This window comes from Mycobacterium sp. IDUB_1 (assembly GCF_055419625.1).
This window is the reverse complement of sequence record NZ_JBVAYA010000004.1, coordinates 20,788-36,431: the sequence shown is the minus strand read 5'-3', so window position 1 is coordinate 36,431 and position 15,644 is coordinate 20,788. Positions and strand designations below refer to the sequence as shown.

Here is a 15,644-nt window from a genome sequence, read left to right as displayed (position 1 = left end):
TTTTCCTCTCGTGTTCCTACGCGGTTCGCTGCCCGGTGGCGGCGTCGAAGAGATGGGTGGCGCCGGAGCGCACCGACAGTGCGACCGGCGTGCCTTCGGCGATGCCCGCCAATGCGGGTCCGTCGACGACGGCGGTGATCTCGGTGCCTCGCGCGTCGATCGTGACGATGGCGCGGGGGCCGAGGTTCTCGATCAGCACGACCCGGGCCCCGTCCTCGCCAGCGGCGTCGATATCGATGGGGGTGAGCTGCAGGTCGTCGGGTCGCACCCCGAGGCGGGCCGGGCCGGTCACCCCGGACTGGTCGGTGGTCAACGCGAAACCGTTGGCCAGGTGGAAGTTTCGGCCTCCGAACTCGCCGTCGAGGAGATTCATCTTGGGGCTGCCGACGAAGGTGGCGACGAACGTGTCGACCGGCCGGGCGTAGACCTCCTGCGGCGGCCCCTGCTGGGCGACGCGGCCGTTGCGCATCACGACCATCCGGTCCGAGAGCGTCATCGCCTCTTCCTGGTCGTGGGTGACGTACACCGAGGTGATCCCCAGCCGCCGCTGGATCTGCAGCAACTCGGTCCTGGTCTCCACCCTCAGCTTCGCGTCGAGGTTCGACAGTGGCTCGTCGAACAGGAACACCGAGGGTTCGCGGATGATGGCCCGGCCGATCGCGACCCGCTGCTGCTGACCGCCGCTGAGATCTTTGGGCTTGCGGGACACCAGCTGCGCCAGACCCAGCGATTCGGCGATCTCCCCGGCACGAGCGAGCGCCTCGCGGCGCGGCGTGCGCGTGGCCCGCAGCGGGAACGCGATGTTCTCCGCGACGCTGAGGTGGGGGTAGAGCGCATAGTTCTGGAACACCATCGCGATGTCGCGATCACGCGGCTGCAGATGGGTGACGTCGCGTTCGCCGATCGTGATGGTGCCTGAGGTGACGGTCTCCAGTCCTGCGAGCATGCGCAGCGACGTCGACTTGCCGCAACCCGATGGGCCGACCAGCACGGTGAACGACCCGTCGGGCAGCTCGAGATCGAGATCGCTTACTACCGAGGCGTTTCCGTACGCCTTGGTGACACCGGAGAATCGGACCTGCGCCATGAATGCCTTCCTAGAACTTCACCGCGCCGCCGCTGATGCCCTGCACCAACCTGCGCTGGATGAAGAAGCTCGCGACGACGACGGGAATCACCGCGATCAGGATCGCCGCGCTCATCGAGCCGATCTGAACTCCGCGGAACGTGTTGAATCCGGCGATGGCCACCGGAAGGATCGCCGCTTTGCCCGGCGCCAGGATCAGGCCATAGAACAGGTCGTTCCACGACAGAGTGAATCCGAAGATCGCCGAGGCGCCGATCCCGGGCAGCACCTGGGGGAGCACCACCAAGCGGAACGCGGCGAAGCGGGTGAAGCCGTCGACCTGCGCCTGTTCCTCCAGTGAGCGCGGTACCGCCTCGAAGAAGCCGATCAGGAACCAGGTGACCACGGGCAGAACGAAACTCAGGTGCGCGAAGATCACCGGCACCAGCGTGTCGGTCAGCCGCAGCGCGTAGGCCATCGTCAGGAACGGGAACACCAGCACCGCCGGAGGCAGCACCTGGGCGGCGAGCATCCCGAACCGGGTCAGGGTGCCGCCCGCCCGGAACCGGGCGATGGCATAGGCCCCCATGCTGCCGACCACGACGCTGATGCCGACGGTCACCAGGGCAACCAGCGCGCTGCGTCCGGCTGCGCCGAGGATGTCCGAGGCCAGCACGTTGCGCCAGCTCGCCAGCGTCGGGGTGAAGTTCAGCAGGAACGGATCATCCAGCTGCGCAGGGGTTTTCACACTGGCCAGGGCGATCCACAGCAGTGGGAACGCGACGGTGATGCCGGCTGCCCACAGCAGCGTCACCCGCAGCACCCCGAGGATCGAGAAGCGGCTCATCGCGTCTGCGTCCTCTCCCGTGCCCGGTCCATGCGTCGGAAGGCGACCACGATGACGGCCAGCACCACCACCAGCACGACGAACGCCATCGACGACGCCGAGCCGAGCCGGAAGAACTGGATGCCGGTCTGGTAGATGAAGTACTGCAGCGTCTCGGTTTCGGTGCCCGGTCCGCCGCGCGTGGTGGCGAACACGTACTCGAACACCTTCATCGCGTCGAGGCAGCGCAGCAGGATCGCGACCACCAGCACCGGTGCCAGCAGCGGCAGGGTGACCCGGCGCAGCACGTAGAAGGCGCTCGCGCCGTCCACCCGCGCGGCGTCCATCGGTTCGCGCGGGATCGATTCCAGGCCGGCGAGCAGCAGCAGCACCATGAAGGGTGTCCACTGCCAGACGTCGATGAACGCGATCGTGAACAGTGCGCGGCCGGGCCCGAAGAAGTCATACGAGATGCCGAGCCCGCGCAGCAGCTCCGGGATCGCGCCGAGCTGGTCGTTGAGCAGAAACCGGAAGGTGAGCCCCACCGCGATCGGGGTGATGAACATCGGAGCCAACAGCATCGAGCGCGTGAGATCCTTTGCCCAGCGCTGCTTCTGAAGCGACAGCGCTATCGCCAGGCCGAGGAGCAGTTCCAGCCCGACGGCCACCGCCACGAACAGGGCGGTGGTGCCGAACGCATGCCAGAAGGCGGCGTCACCGAACGTCGCGGCGTAGTTGTCGGCGCCGACGATCCGCGGCGCGCCGCGGTCGGTGAGCTTGTAGTCGGTGACCGACAGGTACGCGGCGTACCCGAGGGGGAAACCGACCACCCCGACGAAAAGGGCGACGAGGGGGGTGACCATGCCCTGTTCGAACCTCAAGGGAAGAAACATGGCAGGTCTGCGCTCCTTTCGTGGGGTGGTCGGCTTCCGGTTCTCCAAGACCCGGCTGTCAGCCCTGGATCTTCTCGGCGGCGGCCTGCGCGGCGGCCAAGGCGTCGTCGACGCTCTTGGTGCCGGCCACCGCCTCGTTGAGCTCGGTGCCCACCGCCTGGATCATCTCCTCACCGCTGGGCCCCTGGCTCAGCGGCGCCGAATCGGCCAGCAGCTGCTCGACCGTCTTGTAGTAGTCGGCACCGTACTTGCCTTGCAGCACAGCGGGATCGGACAACGTGCTCTTGCGGATCGCGGCGCCCCCGTTCTCGACGCGGGTCACGTCGTTGGGCTTGGCGGTGATCCAGGACGCGAACGCCCACGCCGCGTCGGAGCTGGCGGAGTTGGCCGGGATCGCCCAGCTCCACGAACCCAGGACCTGCTTGCCGCCGGGGATCGGCGCCAGCTTGACCTTGCCTGCCGCCGGTCCGGAGCCGGGCTCGTTGATCGCGGGTAGTTGCCAGTTGTAGTTGATCATCGAGGCCGACTGGTTGGCCGACACCGAGCGCTGCGCTTCGTCCATGCTCCAGTTCAGGCTGTTCGGCGGTGCCGCGGTGCGATAGGTGTCGATGTAGGCCTCGAGGGCACGCTTGGCCTCGGGGGTGTTCAGCGTGACCTTGCCGTCGGCGCCGTAGATGGAGCCGCCCGCGGCGAAGAGCCAGTTGCCCCACTCTTCGAAGATCTTGTAGCCGCGCTGCGGTTGCATCGCGATCCCGGCGCGCTCGGGGGTCTTGAGCGCCTTGCTGACACTCACCAGCTGGTCCAGGTTGGAGGGCACCTGCTGGTTGGCGGCCGCGAGATCGTCGGTGTTGTAGAGATATCCGAGCGCGTAGTTGTAGAAAGGCACCCCGTAGCGCACCCCGTCGACGGTGGTGATGTCGGTCAGGGGCTTGAAGAAGTCGGCGGCGTCGTAATCCGGGGTGCTGTCGATGCGCGCGTCGAGCGGCTGCAGGAACTTCGCATTGGCGAAGTCGACCATCCACGGATTGTCGACGACGATCAGGTCGTAGTTCGGTGTCGAGGACTGGAACGAGGACACCAGCTTGTCGCGCATCTGGTCATAGGTCAGCGACTCGATGTCGACCTTGATGTCGGGGAAGGTCTTGTTGAAGTCGGCCACCATCGACTTGACGATGTCGGTGTCGGGCACGTTCTCCATGAGGATGCGGACGGTGCCCGAGGTGTCCTTGGCCACCTCGCCGGTGCCGGTCGCCTGCGACTGTTCCGGGCCGCCGCTGCCCGCACACGCGGAGAGGGCGAGGGCGAGAACGGCGAACAGCGTGAAGGCGGCGGAGCGAAGGGTCCGGCTCCGCCGCCGGTGTGCGGGTGTTTGCGTGACTCTCATTGCGGTGGTGCTCCTTTCATCGGGTGGTGCGTGCCAGCGCGTGGGAGATCGGGGTCACCGCGGCACCGAGATCGCGCCACGCCGCGTATGCGGTGTCGTAGCGCTCGCGGCGGGCGGGGTCGGGGACGTATGGCTCGTCGAGCGTGATGAAGCGTGCGGCGTCGGACCAGTCGTCGAGGGCACCCACACCGATGGCCGCGATCACCGCGGCACCCAGCGACGCTCCGGGGTGCCCGCGCACGGGGTTCATCTCCATGCCGAGGACGTCGGCGTGGATCTGCTTCCACAGCGTGGACTTCGACCCGCCGTTGGTGATCATCACGCGGGTCAGCGGTATCCCGATCTCGGCGAAGACGTCGACGTGGTGACGGAAGCCGAACGCGATGGCCTCCAGCACGGCGCGGTACATGTCGGCGCGGCCGTGGCCGAGATGCATGCCCGCGAACACCCCCCGCAGATCGGGGTCGTGCAGCGGGCTCTTCTCGCCGAGAAAGTAGGGAAGGCAGAGGATCTCGGCGGGCGGCTGCTGCGCAGCCTCGTCGTCGAGGTCGGTCAGCGCTGTGTCGTTCGCGGTGCCGCCGACCAGCGACTGGAACCACCGGATGAGGCTGCCGCTGGTGGCCATGCAGCCGTTGGGCAGCCAGTGTCCGGGCATCGGGTGGGCGTCGAGGTAGAGGCGCTCGTCGACGACGGGAGTATCGCTGGCGACCAGGATGTCTCCTGCACCACCGAGTTTCACCAGGGCGTCGCCCGGACCGTTGACCCCGGCCGCGAACGCCGACAGCACGTGGTCGGCTCCGCCGACCACCAGGGGGGTGCCCGCGCGCAGTCCGGTGGCCTCGGCGGCGGCCTGGCTGAGTTCGCCGACCTGGGTGCCGGGACGCCGCACCGCGGGCAGGGTGGCGGGGTCGAGTTTGGCTGCGGTGAGGACCATCTCAGCGAGCTGCCCGTCGAGGGTGAACAGGCCGGACTCGATGGCCCAGTTCTCCTCGACGTGAACGGGAGCGCCGAGCGCCGTCAGTACCCAGTCGTAGGAGCCCACCCAGTGCGCCGTGCGGGCAGAGGTCTCGGGTTCGTGGTCCCGCAGCCACACGGTCGTCGGCGCGACCGACTGTTGGGTGAGAGCCGACCCGGTGAGGTGCACGAGGTCGGTGTCAGCGAGCGCGGCGGCCAGGTCGGTCACTTCTCGGTGGGCGCGTGCGTCGTTCTGGAGGATGGCTCGGCGCAGCGGACGTCCCGTGTCGTCGACGGGCACCACGGCGGGCACCATGCCGGATGTCGCGAGCGCGCCCACGCCCTCGGCGGGGATGCCGGCGGTGTGCAGCACCTCGCGGACCGACTCGATGACGTTGCTGTGCCACTGCTCGGTATCTGCTTCTGCGTACCCCGGAGCATCGGAGTGCAGGGCGGTGTCGCGCGTGGCGGTAGCGACGATGCCGCTCTCGGTGTCCAGCAGCACGGTCTTGGTGCCGGTGGTGCCGATGTCGATGCCGACGGTGTAGCGGCTCATCGGGCCTCCGACGCGGGGGTGTCCCGGTGGGCGCTCACGCAGATCACCTCGACACCCGCGTCGCGGGCGGCGACCAGCGCTGGGTGGTCCGGGGGACCGTCGCTGACGATGGTGGCAACGCTGGAGAGCGCGGTGATGCTGACGAAGGTGACGCGACCGAGCTTCGATTTGTCAGCCGCGACGATGACCCGGTCGGCGCGCCGGCTGGCTGCGCGTTTCACCCGGCTCTCGGCTTGGTGATAGTCGGAGATCCCGCGCTCGCTGTCGATGCCGGCCACGCCCATCACGTAGGTATCGCAGTTGTAGTTGGCCAGCGTGTCTTCGGCCGCGGCGCCGATCAGACTCAGCTCGCCGGAACGCAATTCGCCACCGGTCAGGACCACCGTGGTGTCCGGCTCGTCGACCAGCGCGAGCGCAGCCAGGACGCTCGGCGTCACGACGGTCAGGCCGAGTGCACGTCCGCGCAGGGAGTTCGCCACCGCCAGCGCGGTGCTGCCGGAGTCGAGGATCAGCGTCTCGTTCACCCCGATCAGATCGGCGACGACGTCGGCGATGTGGATCTTCTCCTGCGCGGCGTCGGCCATCCGCGTCGCGAACGACGGCTCGGTGTCCTTGCCCTGTAGCGCGATTGCGCCGCCGACGACGCGCCGCACGACGCCGCTGGCCTCGAGCGCTTCCACGTCGCGGCGGATCGTCATCTCCGAGACGTCGAACTCGGTGGCGAGGTCGGCGTAGGTGATCTCGCGGGCGGTGCGCACCCGCTGCTCGATCTGGTCGCGCCGGGTCTTCACGTCCACGATCGCGCCGGCGGCTTCTGTTCAAAATTCACAGAAATCTCTCCTGCTCGCGTAGACCTGCCGTCGAAAAGCGGCGATGGAGTGTGAATCTATAACAGGGTCGTGTGCACTCGCCACACTTAGCGGCGAATTGTTCTCAACCCGTTCCGGCGGCGGCCGCGCGCCTGTTAACTGGCGCCGGTGCTGGACTTGCGCGTCATCGTGCCCACGGACATGCGCGACGACGTCGTGGCCGTCCTGCGCCGACAGGTCGGCGTGGCCCACATCCTGATCCACCCCGGCGCCGCCGTGGAGCCCTCAGGGGGAGACGAGATCACCGCGGTGATCGCCCGCGAATGCGCCAACGACGTCATCAAGTCCCTCAAAGACCTCGACGCGCAGCATCGGGGCGCGATCTTGCTGACCGTTCTCGACACGGTGCTGTCCACCCGAGCCCACGAGGCCGAGGACGACGCCGAAGGGGACCCCGCCGACGCGGTGGTGTGGGACGAACTCATCGGCCGCACCCGCGAGGAGTCCACACTGTCGGTGACATTCGTGCTCTTCCTCACGTTGGCATGCCTGTTGGCCGCCGTGGGTGCGGTCACCGACTCCATGGTGACCGTCGTCGGCGCGATGGTGCTCGGACCCGAGTTCGGCCCCCTGGCAGCGGTGTCGGTCGCGCTCGTGCAACGCCGGGTCGATCTGGCGCGCAGGGCGGCGATCGCGCTGCTGGTCGGATTTCCGATCGCGATGGGCGTCACGGCGGTGCTGACCATCGCAGCCCACGCCGTGGGCTGGGTCGACCTCGATGCCGTCCGCGATGTCGAGGACGTCGACTTCATCTTCCAGGTCGGACCGATCTCGTTCGTGGTGGCGCTGCTGGCCGGCGCGGCGGGCATGCTGTCGCTGGTGTCCGCGAAATCGGCCGCCCTGGTCGGGGTGTTCATCTCGGTGACGACGGTGCCCGCGGCGGGATTCACCGCGGTCGCAGGCGTGCTGGGGGACTGGGGGATGGCAGCCCGCTCGGCCACCCAGCTCGCGGTCAACCTCGTCGGGATCGTGATCGCGTGCGTGTTGGTGCTCGTGCTTCGCCCGCGTACCAACCTCATTCCCCGACGCGCGCAGACCTGACGCAACCTGCGCCGCCGCAGGCGGTGTGGTGGGATCTAGCGCTATGGGGATCAAGGTTGCCCTCGAGCACCGCACGAGCTACACGTTCGACCGGCTCGTCGAAGTGTTCCCACATGTCGTCCGGCTGCGTCCGGCGCCGCACTCACGCACGCCCATCGAGGCGTACTCGCTCACCGTCGAGCCCGATGACCACTTCATCAACTGGCAGCAGGACGCCTTCGGCAACTTCATGGCTCGGCTCGTGTTCCCGACCCGGGCCCGCAGCCTGACGATCACCGTCGGGCTCATCGCCGACCTCAAGGTGATCAACCCCTTCGACTTCTTCATCGAGGACTACGCCGAAAAGGTCGGCTTCACCTATCCGCGCGCCCTGGCCGAGGATCTCAAGCCCTACCTGCGGCCGGTCGACGAGGAGAATGCCGGCTCCGGGCCCGGCGACCTGGTCGAGGCGTGGGTGTCCAACTTCTCGGTGGCCGACGGCACGCGCACCATCGACTTCCTGGTGGCTCTCAACCGCGCCGTCAACGCCGACGTCGGCTACAGCGTGCGGCTCGAACCCGGAGTGCAGACCCCGGACACGACGCTGCGCACCGGCATCGGATCGTGCCGCGACTCGGCCTGGCTGCTGGTCTCGATCCTGCGCCAGATGGGCCTGGCCGCCCGATTCGTGTCCGGCTACCTGGTCCAGCTCACCTCCGACGTCGAGGCCCTCGACGGTCCGTCGGGTCCGGCCGCGGACTTCACCGACCTGCACGCCTGGACCGAGGTCTACATCCCCGGCGCCGGCTGGATCGGACTCGACCCCACCTCGGGTCTGTTCGCCGGTGAAGGTCACATCCCGCTGTCAGCCACCCCGCACCCCGAGTCGGCGGCCCCGATCACCGGCGCCACCGAACCCTGCGAGACCACGCTGGAGTTCAGCAACGTCGTCACCCGGGTGCACGAAGACCCTCGCGTCACGCTGCCCTACACCGAGGCGACGTGGGGGGCGATCAACGCCCTCGGGCGTCGCGTCGACGACCGGATGACCGCCGGTGACGTCCGCCTCACGGTCGGTGGCGAGCCGACGTTCGTCTCCATCGACAACCAGACCGACCCGGAGTGGACCACCGACGCCGACGGGCCGCACAAGCGTCAGCGCGCCTCGGATCTGGCGGCCCGACTCAAGGCGGTGTGGGCGCCGCAGGGGCTCGTCCAACGCAGTCAGGGCAAGTGGTACCCCGGGGAGCCTCTGCCACGCTGGCAGATCGCACTGCTGTGGCGTACCGACGGCGAGTCACTGTGGAGCGATCCCGCGCTGCTGGCCGACCCGTGGTCGGAGCAGCCGACCGGATCGGAGGCCGCTCCGGATGCCCCGCAGCGGCTGCTCGCGACGATCGCCGACGACTTCGGGTTGCCGCGCAGCCAGGTCCGGCCCGCCTACGAGGACCCGCTGAGCAGGCTGGCCGCGGCGGTGCGCCGCCCCGCCGGGCTTCCGGTCGCCGAGGGCGAGGATCTGGCCGCCGACAGCGCATGGGCGCGTGCGCAGTTGCTGGCCAAGCTGGACGAGCCGGTCAGCGAACCCGCCGCGTTCGTCCTCCCGCTGCACCGTCGCGACGACGACGCCGGCTGGGCCAGCGCCGACTGGACGCTGCGGCGGGGGCGGATCGTGCTGTCCGAAGGCGATTCTCCCGCCGGCCTGCGACTGCCCCTGACCTCCATCAGTTGGCAGCCGCCGCCGCCTCCGCGCGGCGACGCGGACCCCACGCGCACGACCGGCCCCCTGCGGGCGGGCCGCCAAGAATCCGCGGAGATCACCGAGGCCGACGCGGTGCCGACCACGGCGCTGGTGGCTGAGATCCGCGACGGCATCCTCTACGTGTTCCTGCCGCCCACTGAGGAACTCGACCACTTCGTCGACCTGATCGGTCGCATCGAGGCGGCGGCCGCAGCGCTCGACTGCCCGCTGGTGGTCGAGGGGTACGGACCGCCCGCCGATCCGCGTGTTCAGTCGATGACGATCACCCCCGATCCGGGTGTGATCGAGGTCAACGTGGCGCCATCGAGCAGCTTCGCCGAGCAGCGCGACCAGCTCGAGACGCTGTACGCCCATGCCCGGCTGGCCCGCCTGTCCACCGAATCCTTCGACGTGGACGGCACACACGGCGGTACGGGTGGCGGCAACCACATCACCCTCGGCGGCATCACTCCCGCCGACTCGCCGCTGCTACGCCGGCCCGACCTGCTCGTGTCGCTGCTGACGTACTGGCAGCGCCACCCCGCGCTGTCGTACCTGTTCTCCGGACGCTTCATCGGCACCACCTCGCAGGCACCCCGGGTGGACGAGGGTCGCCCGGAGTCGCTCTACGAGCTGGAGATCGCCTTCGCCGAGATCGCCCGGTTGGCCGCTGGCGAGGAGGGTGCTCCGGAACATGGTCGCTCCGCGAGCTCCGCTCCAGAACATGGTCGCTCCGCGAGCTCCGCTCCGCCGTGGATCGTCGACAGGGCTCTCCGCCACCTCCTCACCGACATCACCGGCAACACCCACCGCGCCGAGTTCTGCATCGACAAGCTCTACAGCCCCGACAGCCCTCGCGGCCGGCTCGGCCTACTGGAGCTGCGCGGCTTCGAGATGCCGCCGCACCCGCAGATGGCGATGGTGCAGTCCCTGCTCGTGCGCGCCCTGGTCGCCTGGTTCTGGGAGAAGCCGCTGCGCGCCCCGCTGATTCGCCACGGCGCGAACCTGCATGGCCGATACCTGTTGCCCCACTTCGTGATTCAGGACATCGCCGAAGTCGCGGCCGACTTGCGCGCTCACGGCATCGAATTCGACACCAGCTGGCTGGATCCGTTCACGGAGTTCCGCTTCCCCCGCATCGGCACCGCGGTGTTCGGCGGTGCGGAGATCGAGCTGCGCGGCGCCATCGAACCGTGGAACGTGCTGGGCGAGGAGGCCACCGCGGGTGGCACCGCGCGCTATGTCGACTCCTCGGTGGAACGCCTGCAGGTGCGGCTCATCGGCGCCGACCGGCAGCGCTTCGTGGTCACCGTCAACGGACATCCCATCCCGATGCTGGCCACCGACAACGCCGACGTCCAGGTCGGCGGCGTGCGGTATCGCGCCTGGCAGCCGCCGAGTGCGCTGCACCCGACCATCACCGTGGACGGCCCGCTGCGCTTCGAATTGGTCGACACCGCCAGCGGTGTGGCCAGGGGCGGCTGCACCTATCACGTGTCGCACCCCGGTGGACGCTCCTACGACAGTCCGCCGGTCAACGCCGTAGAGGCCGAGTCCCGGCGGGGACGCCGCTTCGAGGCCACCGGATTCACCGCCGGAGCGGTGGATCTGCAGGATCTGCGCGAGAAGCAGGCCCGGCAGGCCACCGACGTGGGCGCACCGGGGATCCTCGACATGCGGCGAGTGCGTACCGTGCTCTCCTGATGACCGTACCGACCGGGCTGAGTTCACCCAGCCACGACGATCCGCTGGTGCCCTACGCCGCGATGCGGGCCCAGCAGACGCTGTTCGACGTGCGCAGCACCGCCGGCACCCCGGCGAACGGTTACGACGAATTGTTCGACGCCGCAGGGCAAGTCAGGGCCGACTGGCACGAGCTGGCCGAATGCGTGACCGAGCGCGGCCGGGCGGGTCTGGACCGGTTGCGCACGGTGGTGCGCGACCTGGTCGACAACGACGGCATCACCTACATCCGTACCGAGGACGAGTCGGCGGTGCCCGGCCCCTGGCAACTGGATGCCCTGCCGCTGATCGTCTCGGCAGACGACTGGAATCGGCTCGAAGCCGGGCTGGTGCAGCGGTCGCGCCTGCTCGATGCGGTGTTGACCGATCTCTACGGTGAGCGGCGCACCATCACCGGCGGAATCCTGCCGCCGCAGCTGCTGTTCGCCCATCAGGGCTACGTACGTGCCGCCCAGGGCATCCAGATTCCCGGCAGGCATCAGTTGTTCCTGCACGGCTGTGACATCAGCCGAGCCTCCTCAGGTGAGTTCGTCGTCAACGCCGACTGGACTCAGGCCCCGTCGGGCGCGGGTTACGCGCTGGCCGACAGGCGCGTCATCGCCCACGCGATCCCGGACCTCTACGAAGAGGTCGGGCCGCAGCCGGCGTCACCCTGGGCGCAGGCGCTGCGGTTGGCGTTGGTCGATGCGGCACCCGAATCGGCAGAGGAACCCACCGTTGTGGTGCTCAGCCCCGGCATCCGTTCCGAGACCGCGTTCGATCAGGCGTATCTGGCCGGCGTGCTCGGCGTGCCGCTGGTGGAGAGCGCCGACCTGGTGGTGCGAGACGGCCGGCTGTGGATGAGGTCGATGGGCACGCTCAAGCGCGTCGACGTGGTGCTGCGCCGGGTCGATGCGTCCTACGCCGATCCGCTGGACCTGCGGGCCGATTCGCGGCTGGGCGTGGTCGGCCTGGTGGAGGTTCTGCGCCGCGGGGCGGTGACCGTCGTCAACACTCTGGGCAGCGGCGTGCTGGAAAGTCCGGGCGTCATGCGCTTTCTACCCGCGCTCGCCGAGGCGCTGCTCGGCGAGACCCCGCTGCTGCCGAGCGCACCGATGTACTGGGGCGGAATCGATGTCGAGCGATCACATCTGCTGACGCATCTGTCCTCGCTGGTGATCCGGCCGGTCACCGGTGGCGAGCCGATCGTCGGTCCCGACCTGTCGGCCGTGCAGCGCGAGGACCTGGCGGCGCGCATCGCTGCCACCCCATGGCAGTGGGTGGGCCAGGAACTTCCCGAATTCTCCTCGGCGCCAGCCGATTACCTTCCTGGCGGACTGTCGCTGTCGCGGGTCGGTATGCGACTTTTCACCGTGTCCCAGCGGGGTGGGTACGCGCCGATGATCGGCGGGCTCGGCTATCTGCTGGCGGCCGGATCTGCCGCCTACGATCTGAACAACGTTGCGGCCAAGGACGTCTGGGTGCGTACCCCGGCGCGTGTCACCGCCGAGACCGTGGTGACGCCGCCGCCCGAGGAGTCGACGCTGCCGACCCCGCTCACGGCGAGCCCGACGCACGAGATCAGCTCCCCGCGCGTGTTGTCGGACCTGTTCTGGATCGGTCGCTATGCCGAACGTGCCGAGCACACGGCGCGTCTGCTGACGGTCACGCGCGAGCGGTATCACGAATTCCGGCGCCGCCAGGCGATGGACGGCAGTCAGTGCGTTCCGGTCCTGCTGTCCGCGTTGGGAGACATCACCGGAACGGACACCGGAGGGTCGGATCGTCACGAGATGGTGGCCACCGCGCCGACCACGCTGTGGTCGTTGACCGCCGACCGGCACCGCCCCGGATCGCTGGCCCAGTCGGTCGAGCGATTGGGGTCGGCGGCCCGCGCTGTGCGTGATCAGATGTCCAATGACACCTGGATGCTGCTCTCGACGCTCGAGCGGACTCTGCTGCAGGCCGGCGACGGCCCGCCCGAGTCGGGCAGCGAGGGGGAGGCGTTCCTGTCCTCGACCAACACCGTCGCCCTCGCCGGACTCCTGGCGCTGTCCGGCGTCATCGCCGAATCCATGGTTCACGACGTCGGCTGGACCATGCTCGACGTCGGCAAGCGCATCGAGCGGGCGCAGGTGCTCACGGCGCTGCTGCGGGCGACTCTGACCACCGCGCGCCCACCCGATGCCGAACTGACGGTCATCGAATCGACGCTGGCGGTGTGCGAGTCACTGGTGATCTACCGTCGGCGCAACCCGGGGACGATCAGTGTGGCCGGGGTGGCCGAACTCGTGCTGTTCGACGCTGAGAACCCGAGATCGCTGGTGTTCCAGCTGGACCGGCTGCGGGCGCACCTGAAATCGCTACCCGCATCGTCGGGATCGTCACGGCCGGAACGGTTGGTGGACGAGATCGCGATGCGGTTGCGCCGCATCGAGCCCGACGACCTCGACGACGTCGCCGCCGACGGCACCCGTGAGGAGCTCGACGGGCTGCTGACCGGGTTGCACGCGGCGCTGCGCGAGCTGGCCGACGTCATCACCGCCACACATCTGGCACTGCCCGGCGACATGCAGCCGCTGTGGGGGCCGAACGAGCGCCGCGTGGTGCCGGCGTGAGCGAACCACGAGCAGCGAGCGTCCGTCGGTACGCCGTCACGCATCGCACCGTGTACACGTACTCCGACGTCGTCACGAGCTCCTACGGTCGCGGCTTCCTCACCCCACGCGACTCGTCCCGGCAGAAATGCCTGTTCCACGAGCTGGTCCTCGACCCCGAGGCAGCCGACAGTTCGACCGGCCGCGACGGCTGGGGCAACGTGAGCTCGTACTTCCACATCATCCGACCGCACCACCGGCTCAGCGTCACCAGCCGCTCCGTCGTCGAGGTGTCACCGCCGCCGCCGGACGTCTACCAGGGGCCTTCAGCCCGGGCGCCGTGGGAGATCGCCCGGCCCGTCGGCCCCGAGGGGGCGCTGGCGAGCGAGTTCACGCTCGATCTGACGCCCCCCGAAATCACCGACGCGCTGCGGGAGTACGCCGCACCGACGTTCACCCCCGGGCGGCCGCTGATCGACGTACTGCGCGACCTCACATCGCGCATCTACGCGGATTTCACGTACAAGTCCGGGTCGACGACTGTTTCCACCCAGGTGAGCGAGGTTTTGGAGGCGCGGGAGGGGGTATGTCAGGACTTCGCGAGGCTCGCGATCGCTTGCCTGCGCGCCAACGGACTGGCGGCGAGTTACGTATCGGGCTACCTGGCCACCGATCCGCCGCCGGGGAAGGAACGAATGGTCGGGATAGACGCGACGCACGCCTGGGCGTCGGTATGGACGCCACAGAACGTGTGGCTGGGACTGGATCCCACGAACGATCAAATGGTCGACGAGCGCTACGTCACCGTCGGTTTCGGCCGCGACTACGCGGACGTGCCGCCGTTGCGCGGCATCATCTACACCGACTCCGAAAGCAGCACCATCGACGTGTCGGTGGATGTCGCGCCCTATGAGGGAGAAACGCTCAATGCGTGATTTCACCTGCCCCAACTGCGGGCAACGGCTCGCGTTCGAGAACTCGGTCTGCCTCAATTGCGGCAGCGCCCTGGGCTTTTCGCTCGACGACATGGCACTGCTGGTGATCGCCCCTCCCGCGGAGAGCGAGCATGCCGGCGCGGTGGACGAGACGCGTTTCCAGCTGTGCGCGAACCTGCACCTCGCCGAATGCAACTGGCTGGTGGAGAAGGGCCCGATCGCCAAGCTGTGCGTCTCGTGCGCGCTGACACGGACCCGGCCCAACGACGCCGACACCATCGCGCTGGCAGCGTTCGCCGCCGCGGAGAAGGCCAAGCGCCGCCTGATCGTCGAGCTGCACGAGCTGAAACTCCCGATTGTCGGCCGCGATATGGACCCCCAGTTCGGGCTGGCTTTCGATCTGCTGTCGAGTCAGTTCGAGAAGGTGTTCACCGGGCACGACAACGGGATCATCACCCTCGATCTGGCTGAGGGCGACGACGTGCACCGCGAGCAGCTGCGCATCTCGATGGACGAGCCCTACCGCACGCTGCTCGGGCACTTCCGCCATGAGATCGGTCACTACTACCAGTACCGGCTGATCGGCACCTCTGATGCGTATCTGCAGCGCTATCGCGAGCTGTTCGGTGATCCCGAAGCCGACTACCAGGAGGCGCTGGACCGCCATTACAGCCAGGGGGCTCCTGTCGGCTGGGAAGCCGACTACGTGTCGTCCTACGCGACAATGCACCCTGCCGAGGACTGGGCGGAGACCTTCGCACACTACCTCCACATCCGCGACACCCTGGACACCGCAGCGGCGTTTGGAATGGCACCGGCGGCAGCGACTTTCGACCGCAGGGCGCTGGGCCCCAGTGGATTCGACACGATGATCGAGATGTGGCTGCCTCTGGCGTGGGCACTGAACATGGTCAACCATTCCATGGGCAAAGAGGACCTGTATCCGTTCGTGTTACCGGCTCCGGTGCTGGACAAGATGCGGTTCATCCACACCGTCATCGACGAAATCACCTCCAGCCCGGCGAAACTCGCGGAGGTCGGCGCTCCGGCGGGAGAGCAGAGCCAGCAGCTGGCCTGAACTGCG

General features: G+C 68.5%; 11 protein-coding genes. 5 read left to right on the top strand and 6 right to left on the bottom strand.

Features of this window, described 5'->3' with window-relative positions:
* Nucleotides 1-16: 16 nt before the first annotated feature.
* The 6 genes from ACZYYX_RS20985 to ACZYYX_RS20960 form a co-directional block, all read right to left on the bottom strand.
* Nucleotides 17-1,087 carry an ABC transporter ATP-binding protein gene (locus ACZYYX_RS20985; RefSeq protein WP_463816562.1) on the bottom strand — a complete coding sequence of 357 codons (1,071 nt, stop codon included), beginning with the start codon at nt 1,085-1,087 and terminating at the stop codon, nt 17-19.
* 10 nt (nt 1,088-1,097) lie between these two features.
* Nucleotides 1,098-1,913 (bottom strand): carbohydrate ABC transporter permease, encoded by an 816-nt coding sequence (locus ACZYYX_RS20980; RefSeq protein WP_463816561.1) that lies wholly within the window; start codon nt 1,911-1,913, stop codon nt 1,098-1,100.
* Nucleotides 1,910-2,773: a carbohydrate ABC transporter permease gene (locus ACZYYX_RS20975; RefSeq protein ID WP_463816560.1), complete on the bottom strand. Its 864-nt coding sequence runs from the start codon at nt 2,771-2,773 to the stop codon at nt 1,910-1,912. Before ACZYYX_RS20975 ends, ACZYYX_RS20980 begins: the two co-directional genes overlap by 4 nt.
* A 70-nt stretch (nt 2,774-2,843) precedes the next feature.
* A complete protein-coding gene (locus ACZYYX_RS20970; RefSeq protein WP_463816559.1) occupies nt 2,844-4,169 on the bottom strand; it encodes an ABC transporter substrate-binding protein in 1,326 nt (441 codons plus the stop codon).
* A 16-nt stretch (nt 4,170-4,185) separates the two neighbouring features.
* Nucleotides 4,186-5,679, bottom strand: a complete 1,494-nt coding sequence (locus ACZYYX_RS20965; protein ID WP_463816558.1) for an FGGY-family carbohydrate kinase — start codon at nt 5,677-5,679, stop codon at nt 4,186-4,188.
* Complete coding sequence (locus ACZYYX_RS20960; protein WP_463817160.1) at nt 5,676-6,470, bottom strand: DeoR/GlpR family DNA-binding transcription regulator; 795 nt, start codon at nt 6,468-6,470, stop codon at nt 5,676-5,678. Before ACZYYX_RS20960 ends, ACZYYX_RS20965 begins: the two co-directional genes overlap by 4 nt.
* A gap of 186 nt (nt 6,471-6,656) precedes the next feature.
* On the opposite strand from ACZYYX_RS20960, the gene ACZYYX_RS20955 reads away from it, so the two are divergent.
* From ACZYYX_RS20955 to ACZYYX_RS20935, 5 genes are read left to right on the top strand one after another with little or no spacing between them, the layout of a single operon-like run.
* On the top strand, nt 6,657-7,589 hold the full coding sequence (locus tag ACZYYX_RS20955; RefSeq protein WP_463816557.1) for a DUF389 domain-containing protein: 933 nt from the start codon (nt 6,657-6,659) through the stop codon (nt 7,587-7,589).
* A gap of 43 nt (nt 7,590-7,632) precedes the next feature.
* Nucleotides 7,633-11,010: a transglutaminase family protein gene (locus ACZYYX_RS20950; RefSeq protein ID WP_463816556.1), complete on the top strand. Its 3,378-nt coding sequence runs from the start codon at nt 7,633-7,635 to the stop codon at nt 11,008-11,010.
* On the top strand, nt 11,010-13,646 hold the full coding sequence (locus tag ACZYYX_RS20945) for a circularly permuted type 2 ATP-grasp protein (RefSeq protein WP_463816555.1): 2,637 nt from the start codon (nt 11,010-11,012) through the stop codon (nt 13,644-13,646). Before ACZYYX_RS20950 ends, ACZYYX_RS20945 begins: the two co-directional genes overlap by 1 nt.
* Nucleotides 13,643-14,560 carry a transglutaminase family protein gene (locus tag ACZYYX_RS20940; protein WP_463816554.1) on the top strand — a complete coding sequence of 306 codons (918 nt, stop codon included), beginning with the start codon at nt 13,643-13,645 and terminating at the stop codon, nt 14,558-14,560. The genes ACZYYX_RS20945 and ACZYYX_RS20940 overlap by 4 nt, the downstream gene beginning before the upstream one ends.
* Entirely contained in the window at nt 14,553-15,638 is a 1,086-nt protein-coding gene (locus ACZYYX_RS20935) for a zinc-binding metallopeptidase family protein (protein WP_463816553.1), read from the top strand. Before ACZYYX_RS20940 ends, ACZYYX_RS20935 begins: the two co-directional genes overlap by 8 nt.
* Nucleotides 15,639-15,644: the final 6 nt, after the last annotated feature.

What these genes read in the sequence shown, in the direction of transcription:
- ACZYYX_RS20945 (WP_463816555.1), top strand. Translation starts at nt 11,010, where the DNA reads ATGACCGTACCGACCGGGCTGAGTTCACCCAGCCACGACGATCCGCTG.
- ACZYYX_RS20980 (WP_463816561.1), bottom strand. Translation starts at nt 1,913, where the DNA reads ATGAGCCGCTTCTCGATCCTCGGGGTGCTGCGGGTGACGCTGCTGTGG.
- ACZYYX_RS20950 (WP_463816556.1), top strand. Translation starts at nt 7,633, where the DNA reads ATGGGGATCAAGGTTGCCCTCGAGCACCGCACGAGCTACACGTTCGAC.
- ACZYYX_RS20970 (WP_463816559.1), bottom strand. Translation starts at nt 4,169, where the DNA reads ATGAGAGTCACGCAAACACCCGCACACCGGCGGCGGAGCCGGACCCTT.
- ACZYYX_RS20985 (WP_463816562.1), bottom strand. Translation starts at nt 1,087, where the DNA reads ATGGCGCAGGTCCGATTCTCCGGTGTCACCAAGGCGTACGGAAACGCC.
- ACZYYX_RS20965 (WP_463816558.1), bottom strand. Translation starts at nt 5,679, where the DNA reads ATGAGCCGCTACACCGTCGGCATCGACATCGGCACCACCGGCACCAAG.
- ACZYYX_RS20935 (WP_463816553.1), top strand. Translation starts at nt 14,553, where the DNA reads ATGCGTGATTTCACCTGCCCCAACTGCGGGCAACGGCTCGCGTTCGAG.